General features: G+C 60.3%; 14 protein-coding genes and 1 pseudogene. 6 read left to right on the plus strand and 9 right to left on the minus strand.

All coding sequences use genetic code 11. The features are described 5' to 3' along the window. Nucleotides 1–9 precede the first annotated feature (9 nt). Together AC0J5Z_RS16775 and AC0J5Z_RS16780 are read right to left on the minus strand one after the other, a co-directional pair. Nucleotides 10–1,308, minus strand: a complete 1,299-nt coding sequence (locus tag AC0J5Z_RS16775; RefSeq protein ID WP_475034406.1) for a Y-family DNA polymerase — start codon at nt 1,306–1,308, stop codon at nt 10–12. Nucleotides 1,309–2,211: 903 nt separating this feature from the next. Beyond that, entirely contained in the window at nt 2,212–3,678 is a 1,467-nt protein-coding gene (locus AC0J5Z_RS16780) for a sugar porter family MFS transporter (RefSeq protein WP_475034408.1), read from the minus strand. Between the two features lie 136 nt (nt 3,679–3,814). Here AC0J5Z_RS16780 and AC0J5Z_RS16785 point away from each other — a divergent pair, with 136 nt between their 5' ends. Then, nucleotides 3,815–4,843 carry a LacI family DNA-binding transcriptional regulator gene (locus tag AC0J5Z_RS16785; RefSeq protein ID WP_475034410.1) on the plus strand — a complete coding sequence of 343 codons (1,029 nt, stop codon included), beginning with the start codon at nt 3,815–3,817 and terminating at the stop codon, nt 4,841–4,843. A gap of 813 nt (nt 4,844–5,656) precedes the next feature. Here AC0J5Z_RS16785 and AC0J5Z_RS16790 read toward each other — a convergent pair. Further along, complete coding sequence (locus tag AC0J5Z_RS16790; protein WP_475034412.1) at nt 5,657–6,889, minus strand: MFS transporter; 1,233 nt, start codon at nt 6,887–6,889, stop codon at nt 5,657–5,659. Nucleotides 6,890–6,941: 52 nt separating this feature from the next. On the opposite strand from AC0J5Z_RS16790, the gene AC0J5Z_RS16795 reads away from it, so the two are divergent. Beyond that, a complete protein-coding gene (locus AC0J5Z_RS16795; protein WP_475034415.1) occupies nt 6,942–8,057 on the plus strand; it encodes a GlxA family transcriptional regulator in 1,116 nt (371 codons plus the stop codon). 261 nt (nt 8,058–8,318) lie between these two features. Here AC0J5Z_RS16795 and AC0J5Z_RS16800 read toward each other — a convergent pair whose 3' ends face one another. From AC0J5Z_RS16800 to AC0J5Z_RS16820, 5 genes are all read right to left on the minus strand, one after another. After that, nucleotides 8,319–8,666 (minus strand): helix-turn-helix domain-containing protein, encoded by a 348-nt coding sequence (locus tag AC0J5Z_RS16800; RefSeq protein WP_475034417.1) that lies wholly within the window; start codon nt 8,664–8,666, stop codon nt 8,319–8,321. After that, a complete protein-coding gene (locus AC0J5Z_RS16805; protein WP_475034419.1) occupies nt 8,663–8,965 on the minus strand; it encodes a tyrosine-type recombinase/integrase in 303 nt (100 codons plus the stop codon). The genes AC0J5Z_RS16800 and AC0J5Z_RS16805 overlap by 4 nt, the downstream gene beginning before the upstream one ends. A gap of 164 nt (nt 8,966–9,129) precedes the next feature. Further along, a complete protein-coding gene (locus tag AC0J5Z_RS16810; RefSeq protein ID WP_475034421.1) occupies nt 9,130–9,786 on the minus strand; it encodes a hypothetical protein in 657 nt (218 codons plus the stop codon). 153 nt (nt 9,787–9,939) lie between these two features. After that, on the minus strand, nt 9,940–10,371 hold the full coding sequence (locus tag AC0J5Z_RS16815; RefSeq protein WP_475034423.1) for a LexA family protein: 432 nt from the start codon (nt 10,369–10,371) through the stop codon (nt 9,940–9,942). Between the two features lie 118 nt (nt 10,372–10,489). Beyond that, entirely contained in the window at nt 10,490–11,479 is a 990-nt protein-coding gene (locus AC0J5Z_RS16820) for a GNAT family N-acetyltransferase (RefSeq protein ID WP_475034426.1), read from the minus strand. 237 nt (nt 11,480–11,716) lie between these two features. On the opposite strand from AC0J5Z_RS16820, the gene AC0J5Z_RS16825 reads away from it, so the two are divergent. Further along, nucleotides 11,717–13,306: a lipopolysaccharide biosynthesis protein gene (locus tag AC0J5Z_RS16825; RefSeq protein ID WP_475034429.1), complete on the plus strand. Its 1,590-nt coding sequence runs from the start codon at nt 11,717–11,719 to the stop codon at nt 13,304–13,306. Here AC0J5Z_RS16825 and AC0J5Z_RS16830 read toward each other — a convergent pair. Beyond that, a pseudogene (locus tag AC0J5Z_RS16830) lies at nt 13,300–13,896 on the minus strand (dihydrofolate reductase family protein). The gene AC0J5Z_RS16825 and the pseudogene AC0J5Z_RS16830 overlap by 7 nt on opposite strands. A gap of 127 nt (nt 13,897–14,023) precedes the next feature. Here AC0J5Z_RS16830 and AC0J5Z_RS16835 point away from each other — a divergent pair. From AC0J5Z_RS16835 to deoC, 3 genes are all read left to right on the plus strand, one after another. Further along, nucleotides 14,024–14,308 carry a hypothetical protein gene (locus AC0J5Z_RS16835; protein WP_475034431.1) on the plus strand — a complete coding sequence of 95 codons (285 nt, stop codon included), beginning with the start codon at nt 14,024–14,026 and terminating at the stop codon, nt 14,306–14,308. A 196-nt stretch (nt 14,309–14,504) separates the two neighbouring features. Continuing rightward, the gene (locus AC0J5Z_RS16840) at nt 14,505–15,386 is read left to right on the plus strand and encodes an FAD-dependent oxidoreductase (RefSeq protein ID WP_475034433.1); all 882 of its coding nucleotides are present in this window, start codon (nt 14,505–14,507) and stop codon (nt 15,384–15,386) included. Nucleotides 15,387–15,501: 115 nt separating this feature from the next. Further along, entirely contained in the window at nt 15,502–16,194 is a 693-nt protein-coding gene (deoC, locus tag AC0J5Z_RS16845) for a deoxyribose-phosphate aldolase (protein WP_475034435.1), read from the plus strand. Nucleotides 16,195–16,220 lie beyond the last annotated feature (26 nt).

The following is a 16,220-nucleotide window of genomic DNA, read 5'->3' on the forward strand; positions in this document are numbered from 1 at the left end:
CCGGACACGCTATGCCGCCTTCACCAAGGGAAGTTCGTCCCAGTTGGTGGTGTAGCGGGGGCTGAGCATGTCGCGTTTCATGGACCAGTCCGGGCCGCCCCTGATGCCCGCATGCCCCAAACCGATGGAGCCGCGGCCATACCGCTTGCTGACTTGCTCCAGCAATGGGCCGATCCCCCGTTCTTCGTGCCGGTTCTCGAAGATCTCCAATGGTCTCTGGTTGCCGCTGGGACGGAGGTCCATGACCATGATCCCGGCCTTGGCGTACCTCACGCCTTCCTGGATCTTTGGCACCAGAGCGTGCGCGGCTTTGGTCAGCAACACAGGATCCGAGGTGGGCATGGGCAGCTTGACGTTGACGGTGGGGAAGGATTTGTCGTTCGGGTTATAGACCGATGTTGCTGCAAAGGCTGTCAGCAGTTTGGCTTGGAGATCATGTTTGGCCAGCCTGGCGCTGGCCATCTGGCCGTAAACGCTGAGCACCTGCCGCAGCTCAGCTGCCGTGGTGATCGGTGTGGAGAAGGAGCGGGAGAAGATCAATTGGTCCCGCCCGATCCGCTCCTCCTCCATGGGGATGCAGGGTGTGCCCTGCAGCTCCAAAATGGTCCGCATCATGACGATGGAAAACTTGTCCCGCAGCGCCACGGGGTCCGCGCGGACCAAGTCCAGGATCGAAAAGATTCCCATCGCATTCAAGCGTTTGGTGAGCCTGGTGGCCACGCCCCAGATCTCGATCACGGAGAGCCGCGCCATGAGTGCGTTGCGTTGGGCTTCCGGGATGGAGTCCCAACGGCACACCCCCTTGAAGGCTGGATTGTGCTTGGCCCACTTGTTGGCCAGCTTGGCAAGGGTCTTGGTGCGCGCAATTCCTACGCAGACGGGTACCCCGACATGTCTCTGGCAGGCAGCTTTAATGGTCCGTCCCAGTTCCAGCAGGTCTTCTGGTGTCCCTTTTACTCCGAGGAATGCCTCATCGATGGAGTACACCTCCTGCCACGCTGAGTACCGGGCCAGGAGCTCCATGACCCGCGAGCTGATGTCTCCATACAGTTCGTAGTTGCTTGAGAGTGCAACGAGCCCCCATTCCTTGGCCCGTGGAGCAAGCTTGAACCACGGCTCCCCCAGCACTATCCCCAGCTTTTTGGCCTCCGGAGACCGGGTCACGGCGCAGCCGTCATTGTTGGAAAGGACGATCAGCGGCTTGCCCTCCAATGCGGGATTGAAGGCCCGTTCCGCGGAGGCGTAGAAGCAGTTGATATCCACATGGGCGATCTCCTGCATCCGGTGCATGAGTGCTGGCTTGGACATTTCCCTCCCTGGCTCGGCGATAGCACGCGAGCCGCTGTTTCAGTGCCAGACACGCCGCGCATTCGAACATATATTCGAATACCTCTACTGTACCGCCGGCCCCTGACAAAGAAACCACTCCATCAAGTTGCACTAGAGGCACGATGCTCCGGCAAACAGGAGGCCTTGGATTCGGTCTCGTCCTAGAAGTGCCGGGCCCAACAAGCTTCGAATTTCCTGGTGCGGAACAGTCGCTGATTTAGAGGGCGGCGCCGGATAAGCAGGCGAATGAAGCTATCCGTCGATTCTGGGCGGTAACGGTGGTGCGGTGATCTCCCGGGCGGGCAGAACGGCGGCATTCATGATTGTTCGGGTACCGAGTGGTCGTTGGAGTTCGACTGTGAATGGTGTCGCTGGGTTTCCCTGGCACGAGGCCAAATGCTTTCCGGACGGACGCACGCCTAGGACGATCTCGACCTCGGATTCGGTTTCAGTTTCGGTTTCGGTGAGCTTGACGACTTCCACCCGACCTTCGGCGTTCTGCCCTGAATTGCAGTCGAACTCCGAAACGAGCAGGGCCACGCGGTCGGACTCAGGAACCGGCGGCGATGAGGGGTCGAGCGTGACTGCGCCAGCAATCAGCTCGCCGAGGTCGAGCGTGGGCGTGCAGGTCGATGACTCAACGACGTCCCATACCGGTTTGCCTGGCCGGTCTCGGGTTCTCCAGTGCCTTAACCGGCACCTGACGTGTATCCGGTTCACTTGCTGATAGACATGAGGCCCGCTCAGCCCATAGCTGCAGCGGCAGACCGGTCCGGCATCTGCCGTCACAGCCGAACGTGATCGATCCTAAATCGAGGTCCGCCAACCCCGCCCGCGGGGCTGTGGAAAGTCCGGCGAACGGGGTGCGGCTGTACGGAAAAGTTAGGAAACTCCTGCCGATTCCCTCTTGTGCACCAAGTAGATGGCTCCGGTGGTCACATCTTCTTCGAGCGCCTCCAGCGTGCGTCCACGAGTTTCGGGAACCTGGGTGTAGATGAAAATAAGGGCAAGGATTCCAACAACCCCAAAGAGGAAGAACGTTCCTGTGATCCCGACCCCGGCCACCAGCGTGGGGAAGAAAAGGCCCAGGAGGGCATTGGCGATCCAGAGGCAGAACACCGACAGGCCGATCGCGAAGCCGCGAACATGCAGCGGGAAGATCTCGGACAGCATCACCCAGACGGCAATGTTGAGGAATGTCTGCATGGAGCCTACGAACGCGACCACCAGGAATAAGATGACGAATGGCCGTGCGGCATTGCCGACTGGCAAGACGATGGAGGCGATGCCGATGAGGAAGTGGCAAACAGTGGTCAGCGTGAACCCGAGGAGCAAGGTGGTTCGGCGATTGACCCGCTGCATGAGCGTCAGGGCGATGACACCGCCAACCACTGCAATGACACCAGGGGCAATATTGGCAATGAGGGCCGCGCTCGAGTCGAAGCCTGCCTCAACCAACACGGACTGGCCGTAGTACATGATCGAGTTGATGCCGGTCAGTTGCTGGGCAACACCCAGGCCGATACCCACCAGCACAATGCGCAGGATCCATTTGTCCTTCAGTGCGCCCCAAGAGGTGGCCTTCGAAGCCCTTTCCTCATCGGCAAGGTGCTTCACATCGGCCATTTCAGCCTCGGCGCGGTCCACTGAGCGGATCGTCTTCAGCACTTCCAGCGCTTCCTGCGAGCGGCCCTTGGAGATGAGCCAACGCGGAGACTCAGGCATGCGCAGCATGCCGAAGAACAGAGCAATGGCAGGCAGCGCGGCAACCGCGAGCATGATCCGCCAGACTCCTCCGAACTCTCCCCAGACATTGCCGATGACGGCGTTGACCACGAAGGCCGCGAGCTGCCCGATGACGATCATGAGTTCGTTTCGTCCGGCCAGGGAGCCTCGGATTTCGTATGGTGCCAACTCGGCGAGGAATACCGGAACCACGGTAGAGGCCCCACCGACCGCCAGGCCAAGGATGACCCGGCCAACTACCATCACTTCGAAGCTCGGCGCGAAAACGCAGGCGACGGTTCCAGCAAAGAACAGGACGGCCAGCAGGATGATCGTCTTGCGACGACCCCAACCGTCGGACAACCGACCCCCGCCAACAGCTCCAGCAGCAGCTCCGAACAAGAGTGAGCTGGTGACGATCCCTTCGGTCAGAGGCGTCAGGGCGAGATCGGCCGTCATCGGCCGCAGTGCGCCGTTGATAACACCCGTGTCGTAGCCGAAAAGGAGACCGCCGAAGGTGGCCACCAGGGCGACGAGGCCCAAGCGCTTTCGGTGCGGGCCATTGGTCAGCGGAGGGAGCGAAACGCCATGGGCGCCTCCCCGCTGCGTTTGCGTAGCAGACATCAGGACTCCTTTGTCAGTGTGGTGCGGGTCATATCCACCCGCTCTGAATACAGACTAACGCGCGAAAGGCATGAATGTAAGGTCAAACTTACAAATGGGTCAATTTCGCGATTCTCCCCCATGGGAGGATGAGGACATGGTTATCGACAACCGCCATCGTTCGGCCACACAAAGCGACGTGGCCAGGGAGGTCGGCGTATCCCGAACCCTCGTGTCCTTTGCCTTCCGCGGCGCGCCGGGTGTCAGCGATGAAAACAAGCAGGCCATCTTCGATGCCGCCAAGCGTCTGGGCTACCGACCCAACGCAGTAGCCGCCGATCTCGCACGAAAGCATCGGTCCGCCGTCGGGCTCTATCTCATGGACATCCGCAATGAGGTCTACGCGGACATTCTCAGCGGTGTCCGCACGGCGCTTCCCCAAGACCGCAACAGACTCATTCTCAGCGTCTCACGGTCCATTGACGGTGAGGACCAAGGCGCATTGGAGTCGCTCATTGAGGCGCGGGTGGGCATCATCATCGCCGCCACGCTGTTGGATTCCGAGGAACGGGTCCAAGAGTTGGCGAAGATCGTTCCACTCGTCAGCGTGACGCGTCCCGTAGACGGAGTGGATAGCGTGTACTCAGACGACGACGCTGGCGCCCGCGCAGCCACTGAACACCTCATCGGGCTGGGTCACACGAGGATCGCACACTTAGCCGGTCCCGTTTACGACGGACACACGGTCCGCAGGCAGAGTTACGCAAAGACCATGCGCGACGCCGGGCTGAAGCCACTAATGCTCGCTGCGGAGGACTTCACACAGGATGCCGGACAGCGCGCCGCCGCCCGACTGCTCGCCATGGCCCACCGACCAACGGCAATCTTCACCCACAACGACCAGCTCGCCCTGGGTGCCCGCGAGGCCGCGTATGCCAAGGGCCTCTCGGTCCCATCCGAGCTTTCACTGGTGGGGTACGACAATTCGAGGACCGCCGGACTCCACGGCATCGACCTCACATCCGTCGACCTTTACGCCGCTGAGCTGGGACAGATTGCGGGAGCCGTTGCCTTGGAACGCCTCAGCAATCCCGAGGCGCCCGTCGCAGACAGGCGGCTCGTACCGCGACTGGTGGTGCGAAACTCGACGGCTCCGCCGGCTGGAATCAGTCATATCGGTAACTAGCGTTATTCATTGGAGCGCTATTCGTAGCGGTGACCCCGGTGATAAGCGTCTTAGAAGACTCTCCACTCGACCCTCTGCTGATACCACGTCCGTTACGCAGCGGAAGTACATGAGTGTACTTGCGCCCACTGACAGCGAGGTCTCCCCTTGCGTCCGTTGGTAAGCGAAGCGTTCAAGGCTATAGCTGCAGGAGTGCTCACCACAGGTGTCTCATTTCCAAGGAAATGAGACACCTGTGATGGGGAGCGACCCCGAGGGCAGGTCAGTGAAATACCTGACATCTTGTTCCAAGATCTCGTGCAAGGCCGGCGCGAAGTAGGACTCTAGCCCGGTCACATGCGAGAACCCGTATGTGGCGCCGATGAAGGCCAAGCTGGCCACCGCCGCGGAGTCCGTGGCCGGGCGTAGGAGGGGGACAGGGAGCAGGGGCTACGTAGTTGCTGCCGTCTTCCTATCAATGTATGGCTCTGCGGAGTCGATCGATGGATGGCTGGCCGGGGTGTAAACGAGCCGCCCAGAGCCCTGACCGATCAGAGTTGTTGATGGGGCCAGCTGGGCAAAATTCCACCGCTTCGGCGCCTGCGTTCATCGGAGCTACTTTACTTTTCGTGTCCGCCCTCCCACCTGGGTTGGCACCCAAGGTGGCAAACGTTTGCCCGGATCGAGTGACATTCGAGCGGATTTCAGACTCGGGCATGGCACATCCCGTAGGCTTCCCCGTGCGGAGTACTGAAGTCGCTACCGATGAGTGGGAACCAGAGCCCAAATCGCCGCGACTACTACAGCTTGTTTGTGGAATGTGGAATCCAGGTCCTAGGTATCGACCCCGACCAAAGATGAAATTAGCGTTGGCCGGGGTGAACCGCTTTTACGAGCGCGGATGGTCAACCAGACAACAAGAAGCAGGATACTCGCGGTTGTCGTGAGCGCCGCGGTATTGATTCCACTCCATCCCAAGCCTTGAAGTAGCCAAGCGGCTGCGAAAGACCCTGTTGCTGAGATGGCGGCCGTTGTTCCGTCAGTGAAGCCTTGAAGTTTCGCTCCCCGCCCTTGGGGATAGGACTGGAGCAGCAGTGCCGATCCGGCAACGAACATAACGTTCCAGCCGATCCCAACCAGCATCATCGTCGCCGTCATGGCCCATCCAGTGCTCGCGATCATGCCTATGACGCACCCACTGGCCATAATGAAACACCCGGCCACGTTGGTCATCATGGTTCCAAACTTCTTGAGAAACAGTGCGCTGAGCGCGGACGGGGCAAACATCCCAATGAGGTGCCATTGGATCATTGTTGCTCCCATGGCAGAGCCGTGGCCTGCATGGTTGTTCGCCAACGGGCCGGAAGCCATGACGAGCGTCATCACAAGCCCGGCACCGGCCAAGACAAGAACTGCCTGTTGAAACTGCGGATCGGCAAGACGGTCCCGAATCGGTATCGCTGGCTTATTGTGTTCGACGTCGCCGCCACCAGTTGCTGGTGGCATGGACGCCGCCAGGAGGAGTGCGACAATTCCCAGGACCGCTATCAGCAGGCAGGATCCCATATAGGTTTTTTCGACTACTCGTGAGGCGGCGATGGCGGCGAAGGGCCCCAGTGCCGCTGCAATGATCCCGCCATACATGACCAATGCCAAGGCGCGTTCACGCTTGGTCGGTGGAGCATATTCTGAGGCCACGAAACGCAGAAACCCGCCCACGGCCCTGTATCCGCCGGTCAAGGCAGCCCCGACACAGAACAGAGTGAAGGAGTGCGAGGCGACGGCCATTGCCGAAAGAGCTCCACCGATGATCGCCGTGAGCGCCCCAACGATCATGACTGGCCGGTACCCGAAGCGGGCGGCCGCATGCCCTGCAGGGAACGAGCAAGCCGTGCCGATCGCAACAATCAGGCTCAAAGGCAAGGTCATCAATGCCGGGCTGGGCGCCAGAGACATTCCCACCAATCCGGTAAGGGTCAGCTCGATGCTGACGATGATGTAGTAGCAGGCCTGGGCGGCGATGAGACGAATGAGTAGGTTACGAAAGCGTGGAGGTGGTGTGGTCATGCATTCATGATTTCCTTGGGCAAACGAGCCCACCAGTGGCAAGATAGCCACTATGCAAAAGAATCCAGACACCTTGATCAGAAACAGTGCTGATCCCGCGAAAGACCTTGGTCGGATCAAGGTCGCAGTCCTGGCATTGCCGGAGGTCCTTGCCCTAGATTTTGGCATTCCCATCCAAATCCTCGGAAGGAGCTCACCGCACCTCTACGACGTGGCCACGTGTTCCCCGGGCGGCCAGTCGGTCCCAGCGTCGGGCGGGTTTTCAGTGGTCCCGGACAGGGGGCTTGACCTGCTCGGTGAAGCAGACACGGTGATCGTTCCCGGATTCACCAGGTCCCGGGATCCGCTCCCGGACGATGTCCTGGTTGCACTGGTCGAAGCCCATCGACGAGGAGCGAGGATGGTTTCGATCTGTACGGGCGCCTTTGCGCTGGCCCAGGCCGGAATCCTGGATGGGCTGTCAGCCACCACCCATTGGGGTTCCACTGCCGATTTCGCCGGTCTCTATCCGCAAATCACCGTGGATGAAAATGTTCTCTTCGTTGACAACGGTCAAGTGCTCACCTCAGCCGGTGTCGCAGCAGGAATCGACCTCTGCCTCCACTTGGTTCGGAGCGACTGGGGAGCCGCACAGGGAAACCAGACAGCCCGATCTATAGTTTCCGCGCCTCGCCGCGAAGGCAGCCAATCACAGTTCATTGAACACCGGAGCATGTACGGCAACTCGGACCAGCCAACCGACGTCGCAGCCGCCATGGAATGGGCAACAAAGCACATGCGCGAGGCCCTCACCATCGCTGACATCTGCGCCGCGACGGCACTTAGCGAAAGAACGCTCTCCCGCAGATTTGTCACCCATGCAGGAACTACCCCTATGAAATGGCTGGCGATTCAGCGTGTTGAACGAGCCAAGGAGCTACTGGAAACAACGGCGGCCCCCATCGACAGAATCGCCGCCTCAGTCGGACTGGGAACAGGAGCGAACTTCCGCCAAATTTTCAAAAAGGCTACGTCCCTCACACCCAGCCAATACCGGCATGCCTTCAACGCTGGCCGCGATCTCCAATCTAAGAGCACGGCGATGTCGAGATCCGATGTCGAGGTTGCTGGTCCGGCAGCGCCGCTTCCGGAACAGCCGTCCCGGAACGATGCCGGGTTGAACCGATAACAGTAGTCACACATTGGTGCACCCTCTGCTCGTCCTACGACGTACCGGCTCCTTCCGCAATCAGAGCAGGGCTCCCGGGTGCGGGCACAGACTTTGCATTGGCCTCGCCGGCCTGCGTGCGGGTTCCGACCAGTCCGTTCCTGCCGCAGACACTGCACGTCTCTTTCTTTTTCGAGCACTCGTGACAGCGTGCTTTGGCCGCGCCTGCGAAAAGGCACAGCTTTTCCTTCCCACAGGACGGACAGCGGTCGATGCGTGGCGTCACTGCGGGGGAAGGATCTTCGCTCTCTTGGGCCGGAACCCTTGTTGGCGGAGGAAGTCGGGAGACGCGGCGCTGCCCGCAGTCTCCTCCGTTCCAGTCAGAGCTGCGGGCTTTCCCAACTCCACGCGCTGAATTAAGTCATCGGCACTGCAATCGAAGATGTCCATCAGGGCAACCAAGACCTGCAAGTTCAGCCGTTCCGGTTTGTCTGTGGCCAGCCGGTAAATTTGGCTGTTGGACAGCACAATTCCTCGTTCGCGCAGCTCCGGGATCAGTTTCGTCGTGGTGAACATTCCGACTGCCGCCATCACTTCCCGCAGCCGCCACTCATAGTCGATAAGTTTCAAACCATTCCTCCTGTTGCCGTGCCCGTTCCGAGCGTGCGGTTCAGTGCCTGGCGCATCAGTTTGTTCGCATAATCGCCGCTCACGGCAGTGTAGATCGCCGTCGTTGACTGATAGGCGTGACCGACTTGCTGACGGACAAAGGCAGGATCGAGTCCGTCCTCAATCATGTGAGTGACGTAGGAATGTCGCAGTGCGTGCCGTGAGAGTTCCCTGTCGAGGCCCAACTCGTCGCGCAGCGCAGCAAAGCGGTCCTGCAGCTCCCGTGATCGCAGCCTGGTGCCCCGTTCGGAAAGCCACAAAGCGTTCGATTGCCCTACTCGACCCCCCCGGCCAGACGTTCTCTACGTAGTCTTGCACCGCCTCGACGGCCCAAGGCAGCAACGATACGACAGAACGGCGCTTCGGCGCTCCACCCGCGGAGGACTTCCCGTTGCGGACCTGCAGCATCCCGAATCGGCCCAGCTCAGGAGCGTGGGCATTGGCATAGAAGTCCGTCATGTCCAGGCTCACGGCCGCCGAAATGCGCAGCCCCCACGCATAGAGAACTTTTTGGTAGCGTCGCATCCCGATAGGCCGGCAAGGCACCCTTCCTGCCAGCGTTCAGGCATTCCTCGACCACACAGTCGGCACGATCCAAGAGCAACTGCAACTCTTTGCGCGTCAAGGGCCTGCGCCGGGGACGGCCCTCGTACTCCTGCAGGTGAGCCACGGAGTTCCACTCGTGGCACACCTGGGCGGGGTGCGTGCCGAACCGGTTCAGCCACTCGTCAACCCAGCCGTAATGAGCCGAGCACACGTAATTGCAGAACATGCGAATCGGATGCTGATACGGGCGAATCGTCGACGGCGCCAGACGCTTGACCGACACCAGGTGCATCATCCACTCATCGAAATCCCCGGCCGTCCAATTCCACGACCACTCATCCGTGAAGCGCTGAAAGTCCCGAACTCGGGCCAAGCCTGCCGCAACGGACTTTGCCTCCAAGTTCCGGCCTCCCCGCTGCTGCATCGCCCAACTATCCAGCGTGCCCTTAAAGACGGCACCCTCCTCGTCCAGGAAGGAAATGCCCGGCGCGAGATACAGAGACGAAGACCCCAGTGGGATAGCGGAATGCTGCACTTATCCTCCCGTTCGTTGCACTATTCATGCACTGAATGCGAAATCTGGCGCTCAAGCAAGTCCAGTACCCGAGGTTACGGGGAGCAATAAGCTCGTCTTGGCAAAAGGACGCGCTTCACGGCAGCAAGATTCGCATTTAACGGAAAAACGCACTTAGATGTGATGCAGGCAGGTGGTGGCGACACCCCAGATGGTCAGCTCAGACATCGCCGGCACGCGAATATCCGGATACTTGGGATTGTCAGCCTGCAGGACTACGCCCGAGCGCGTGATTCGCAGCCTCTTGATGGTCAACTCGCCGTCAAGGACAGCCACGACGACGGAGCCATCCTTGGGTTCGAGCGCGCGGTTGACGATCAACTCATCTCCGTCGCTGATGCCTGCACCCTCCATGGACTGCCCCGTGACCCTCACGACGAAAGTGCTGGTGACATCCTTAATCAGGTGCTCATTGAGATCGATCCGGCCATCAAAATAGTCCTGTGCAGGCGACGGATACCCTGCAGCCACCGGGATAGGCGCCAGCAGTACTGACATAAGGGAAAAACCCGCATCTATCACGCGGGGGCCGACTATCACGCCCACAACACACCTTTATTCGAATATATGTTCGATACTCGAGTGTACAGCCAGCGGCCGACATTGTGGTTACTCCAGCATGTTCGTCCGCGTCAGGACCCGACGGGTGGTGACGCGGATCCCGTCATGGTACCCACAGTCCGGCGCTTCCATGAGCCAATGCACGCGACAATAACGCGCGGGCCGAGATCACCAGTCGCTTGAGGCGGTAGAACAGGTTCGGGGATATGGCAACAAGGAGGTCCTTCATCCGCCGCTGTACATCAAGGCGGACACCCTGGGCCAAAGGCGGCCTGCCGTAACTGTCCAATATTTGAACATGTGTGGCAAAGTCCCACTTATATGCTTCAGCTCCCTGCAAAAAATCAAAACACTTGTGTCCATGACGGTAGCTGTACTCCATCATTCGCAGCAGCAGTTCCTTCCCCACCGCGTACTTACCAAAGTCGGGATCATAGGCCGGAATGAGGGCAAGGTATTCCCCCTCCCAAAAAAATCCCGCCTGAATGGCCACATAGTCATCCGCCACCTGCAACGTCGATAGAATGAGGTGCCGTTCATCAAAGAGGCGCCTCAGCATGGCGAGCGCGCGGGGGTCCTCCAGAGTTTCATGTCCGCCCTCGTACTGCCGGACTTTCCATTGGATGCAGAGGTCCCACGCCCTGGTATCGGGGTTATCAAAAATAAAGGTGGGCTCTCCATGCTCTTTGATCAGCCTCTGGAGCCTTCTCTGCTGGTTCGGCAAGAGGCTCTTGCTCCGCTTCTTCAGCAAGGCCACATACTCTTCCCATCTGCTGAAGCCATTCCACTCAACCAACGGCGCCGGGTCTTGCTTCGTGACAGGAACTGATGCTGCAGGGTCCTGCTCGGGGAGCAGCATTGACGTAGTCACCAAACGGGGAATATGTTTCACAGATCCTTGGGGGACCTGCTCCGAGGTCACGAATTTAACGTAGTCATAAAATGGCCCTGTACTTATTACTTTGCGGCCATTGATTTCCAAAAGCCGCACGATGCGTCCCTGCGCTTCAAAGAATTTGAATTCGAACTTCTTTGCTCGGTGATAATCCGTGGCCAGTGCTGTAAGGAAGACATCAGATGCAAAGAAATCCATACTTTTTCCTACCGGTTTTCAATGAGGGGACTCGAAGCCCTACCGTTGTTCAAAGTTAACGGCCAGTATATGGTCATGAACACTGCTGAGTGAGCGCCGCAGGGACGGAATTTGTACCTGTTTTTCCAAGTAGTCACTGCTTTAAAAATCGAGTAGTCACTACTCTTGCCAGCCCTTCCACCGTGCCCGTAGTCTGGCGTTCCATCCGCAGCCGCGTGTCCCTTTAAGGCCAAACACATGACCATCGGTCCCATTGCTGAACTCCAAGCCGGCCTCGGCTCCCACACGGAGGCTTCCGATCCGGACGGGAGTGCCGGAGCTGCCAAGCACGGAGTGCTTTTGTCTGCCGGGGCCGGGCTTATAGGTGTCCTCAGCTACGTCGTTACCTTGCTGATGGCGAATGCGCTGGAGCCGGCCGACTTTAGCCAATTTGCCGCGGCTCAAATGATCCTCGGGATGGTGGGAATCGTAACGTCCGCTTTGGTTCCCCTGCCTCTCTCCCACTCGGTGACGGCACACCCCCCGGGTTCCGAAGAACGGCGCGACGCCATGGCCTTTGCCTGCCTGGTATCAGTCGGGGGCGGGGTGCTGGCTGCTCTTGTAACTGGCCTGATTGCAACAGGATTAGGCGGTGCCTCCACGGGTGCCGTCGTAGGACTTTCCGCCTTTGTCCTGTTCATTGGGGCGGCTCCTTCGGGGTGGATCCAGGGAGAATTGCGATTCGTGCGCTACACCGTCAAGGCGGTCGGAGAAGTCATGATCCGCCTGTTCTTCTCCGTGCTTGTGATCGTTTTTTCTTGGGGAGCCACCGGCGCGGTTCTCGGTTTCGCAATGGGCGGGCTGGCGCTTTTGGTCACTCCCAGATCATTTCTCCGTGATCTGTCGTGGCGTCCGACTGTGCTGCGGCAACGATGGCGGTGGGCTGAAACATCCGGCATCGCTTTTACTCTCTGCGTCGTGTCAGTTCTGGTTGGAATAGATGTGGTGCTGGCAGCATTCCTCGACGGCGGTTCGCCGGCCGCTGCAGGATTTCAGGCACTGGCTTCCATCGCCAAAGCCCCCGTCTATGTGGCAGCGGGCACTGTGATCGTGATCTTTCCGCTCCTGCGCCGCCCCGGAGTGGACGGAACCCTCCTTTTGACCGATGCCTTACGATCGTTCGGCCGGCTTTCCCTGGTTGCCTGCGCCGTCATCGCCACAGCTCCTCCGGCCTTGGTGTCCGTCTTCCTTCCGGAGAAGTACCACTCCTCCGTGTCCCTCCTGCCCTGGTTGGCGCTTTCGGGTCTTGGCTATGCCACGTTGACTGTCTTAGTGACAATTCTGCTTGCCCTGCGCGCCTACAGGCGTTGCCAGCTCGGATTGCTTACAGCATCCGTGCTCGTCACAGCTGGACTGTTTGTGGGCTGGAATGCGGGAGGCGTGCCGGGGATCGCGATCGGATGTGCAGCCGGTGCCACAGCGTCGGCGTTCGTTTTGACCGTAATAGCACTTCCATATCTCCCCCCACGAACGGGCCGCATGGCTGCCGGCGGCTTTGCCGTGGCAGCCTGCCTTACCCTTCTGCTGAAGCTGGTGGACGGCGAACCTCTCATCTGGGTTCTGGCTGTCCTTCTAACCGGGCTTGTAGTCCTCGCGCAGCTAAGGAAAGGGAGTACGGCGGAAATAGTCAGGAGCATTCGCGAGTGGTTGCAAACCAAGCGCCGCCCTTCGCCTGGTCCGACCAAGGGCCGTCATCGTCAGGGAGTGGCAAGACCTCCGGTTGATGTCCGTCGAAGCGGGACCCCCGTTCCTAATACCGGCCAGCGGCCGCCAGGACCGCCTCAGTGAACCACACGGTACCGCACATGTGTGACCAGGTCAGTCCCGCGTACCTCTGCCTGGTCAAGCTTAAGGTCACCCACGCCGTCGAGCAGTCGCTCGCCACCACCGAGGACCATCGGTGAAATGTGGAGCCGCAACTCGTCCATCAGGCCGGCGGACAGATACTGGCGGGCGGTTCGCGCTCCCCCGGCAATAGCGACATCCTTGTCCCCGGCGGCCTCCCGGGCCTGCGCCAACGCCGATTCGATGCCGTCGGTCACGAAGTTGAACGTTGTCCCTCCTTCCATCTCCAACGGCGCACGGGAATGGTGGGTGAGGACGAACACGGGGGCGTGATACGGCGGTTCTTCGCCCCACCAGCCGCGCCATTCCGCGTCCCACGCCGTGGGTCCGGGCCCTGCAAACATGTTCCGCCCCATGATGAAGGCACCGGCCGCGAGTATCCCTTCGATCTCAGGCGCATTTGCCTCCGGATCTTCGAACATCTATCGATGCAAGAGCTCTCCGCCGTCACCCAACGGCTCCTCCGCTCGCTGGTTGGGACCAGCAACGAATCCATCGAGTGAAACAGTCAGATCGCACGTGACTTGGCTCATGCGCCCATCATGCCACCACCGCCCCACGAGGTCAGCGGGTGGGTCACTCCACCTTGAAACCTCCGACTCTATGCTGGCCCCAACCGGAGCCGTACCCTGTGCTCATCGCGTCAGTTAAGGAAGATCCATGGCACACCCATCCAATTTGGAGCATCTCGAGATCCTGGTCGGCGAGTGGGAGACCACAGCTCCGGCCATGGAAGCAACGGGCCGAACCACTTTCGAGTGGCTTGAGGGCGGAGGTTTCCTCATTCAACGCTCCACGGTCCAGCGGCCGGAGTTCCCGAACGCCATCTGCACCATCGGCCCCACCGGTACGTGGGCCGCTTCAGCGAAGACGGCAACACCATCGCTGGCCGCTGGGAACGAGGGAACTATCCGGGCGCACCCTTGGAACACGACTTCGACCTGAACTTCACGCGCATCCGCTGACCCGGTGGTCACCGGCATAAACGAGTCTGCGACCTCGATGTGATCCACGTTATTACCGGCGGGTAAACACCACGCTACGGATGAGCCAAAGATGGCAACAGCGGGGAAACACCCGCGAAAAACCGGCCCCCTACGCTGATGATCAACAGCAGGTCACATGAGCGAAAGGGCCAAACATGTCCGTCACCCCGTCCGCACCTTCCCTCCACATCGTCATTGCAGGCGCAGGTCCCGCGGCCCAGGCTTTGGTGCGGCGGCTTGCGGGAGGGTCCGACTCCCGACAGCCGGCTTTCCGTGGAACCGTCACTGTGCTCAGCAACCGCGACGAGTGCCCGGACGCCCTGATGGAACTCGCAGAACTCCCCCAGGTCTCGGTCCGCTTCGGACAGGCGGCCAGCTTCATCGACGCCGACGCAAGAATTGTTACCACCGTGGACGGCATGGAGTTCTCTTACGATCAACTGGTTATCGCGACCGGCTCCGCCCCGGCCCTTCCGCCGGTAGCAGGCGCCGAATGCGGCCTGAGCTACTCCACCATCGACGACGCCGCGAACATCGGCGAAGCGCTCAAGGACGTCACCCGCATGGTGGGCCGCCGTCCACTGGGAATCCTTGTTGGGAACGGACCAGCGGCTGGCCAGGCCGAGGCTGTGCTGCGTGCCCGCGGAGTCCGTCCCGTCCGCACAACCCTCCGCCCGACCGCCGTCGTTCCTTCCACTGCCACCGGCGAGCAAGGTTCCATGCTGCCGGGCACCGGCATCCTCTTCGAGGATGGCAGCAGCATGAATGGCGACCTGGTTGTCCTGGCCGAGGAGCGCATTGCCCGCAACGACCTCGCCGAAAGCGCCGGACTCACAACAGCTCCCGACGGCGGCATTTCGGTAGGGCGCGACCTCGCCACATCCGTCCCGGGTATCTGGGCGATTGGCGACGCCGCATCCTGCGACGGACTTCGACTGGGCCTGCTGCTCTCCGCCGAGTCCTCTGCGATGCTGTGCGCCTCAGGGCTGCTACTGAGCGCGGGCAAAGACGATCAGCAGGCTCTGATCGCTGCCTGACCCGCAATCTGCAGCGCCCTGAGTGGCGCCCGGCGCATGTGGCAAGATGGTCCTTTGACGGGCAGTGACAACCCTGCGGCCACCGGGCCGGCCACGCCCTGCACGGAAGGATCCCATGAGCAACGAAGCCGTCGCAACTGCAAATATCGCCTCCTACATTGACCACACACTGTTGAAGCCGGAGGCCAGCGAGGCTGACGTCCTCAAGGTGTGCGCCGAGGCAATCGAGTACAAGTTCAAGTCGGTGTGCGTGAACCCCGTTTGGGTCAAAACAGTTACTAAGGCCCTCAAGGGTTCGGGTGTGCTGACGTGCTCAGTGATCGGATTTCCCCTGGGTGCTACCCCCAGCGACGTCAAGGCTTTCGAGGCCCGCGGAGCTGTGCTGGACGGTGCGGATGAAATCGACATGGTGATCAACATGGCCTCCGCCCGCGCCAACGACAAGGGCGCGCTGGTGGACGACATCAGGGCCGTGTCCGAGACAGTCCACACCGGCGGGGCAATCCTGAAGGTCATCATTGAGACGTCCATGCTGGACGATAAGCAGAAGGTCATCGCCTGCGAAGCGGCTGTTGAAGCCGGGGCGGACTTCGTCAAGACCTCCACTGGATTCAATGGCGGCGGCGCCACCGTTGAAGACGTTGCCTTGATGCGCCGGACCGTGGGACCCGATCTGGGGGTAAAGGCTTCCGGTGGAGTGCGTTCCCTGGCCGATGCACAGGCTATGATTGCTGCTGGTGCAACACGTATCGGAGCGAGTTCCGGAATTGCCATCGTCAAAGGTGAACAGGGTTCATCTGCCTACTAAGGCTTCCGCTGCCGTCAGAGATTTTT

This window comes from Paenarthrobacter sp. TRD_SC_7 (assembly GCF_056156245.1).

What these genes read in the sequence shown, in the direction of transcription:
- AC0J5Z_RS16775 (WP_475034406.1), bottom strand. Translation starts at nt 1,308, where the DNA reads ATGTCCAAGCCAGCACTCATGCACCGGATGCAGGAGATCGCCCATGTG.
- AC0J5Z_RS16790 (WP_475034412.1), bottom strand. Translation starts at nt 6,889, where the DNA reads ATGACCACACCACCTCCACGCTTTCGTAACCTACTCATTCGTCTCATC.
- AC0J5Z_RS16840 (WP_475034433.1), top strand. Translation starts at nt 14,505, where the DNA reads ATGTCCGTCACCCCGTCCGCACCTTCCCTCCACATCGTCATTGCAGGC.
- AC0J5Z_RS16820 (WP_475034426.1), bottom strand. Translation starts at nt 11,479, where the DNA reads ATGGATTTCTTTGCATCTGATGTCTTCCTTACAGCACTGGCCACGGAT.
- AC0J5Z_RS16785 (WP_475034410.1), top strand. Translation starts at nt 3,815, where the DNA reads ATGGTTATCGACAACCGCCATCGTTCGGCCACACAAAGCGACGTGGCC.
- AC0J5Z_RS16795 (WP_475034415.1), top strand. Translation starts at nt 6,942, where the DNA reads ATGCAAAAGAATCCAGACACCTTGATCAGAAACAGTGCTGATCCCGCG.
- deoC (WP_475034435.1), top strand. Translation starts at nt 15,502, where the DNA reads ATGAGCAACGAAGCCGTCGCAACTGCAAATATCGCCTCCTACATTGAC.
- AC0J5Z_RS16780 (WP_475034408.1), bottom strand. Translation starts at nt 3,678, where the DNA reads ATGTCTGCTACGCAAACGCAGCGGGGAGGCGCCCATGGCGTTTCGCTC.
- AC0J5Z_RS16835 (WP_475034431.1), top strand. Translation starts at nt 14,024, where the DNA reads ATGGCACACCCATCCAATTTGGAGCATCTCGAGATCCTGGTCGGCGAG.
- AC0J5Z_RS16825 (WP_475034429.1), top strand. Translation starts at nt 11,717, where the DNA reads ATGACCATCGGTCCCATTGCTGAACTCCAAGCCGGCCTCGGCTCCCAC.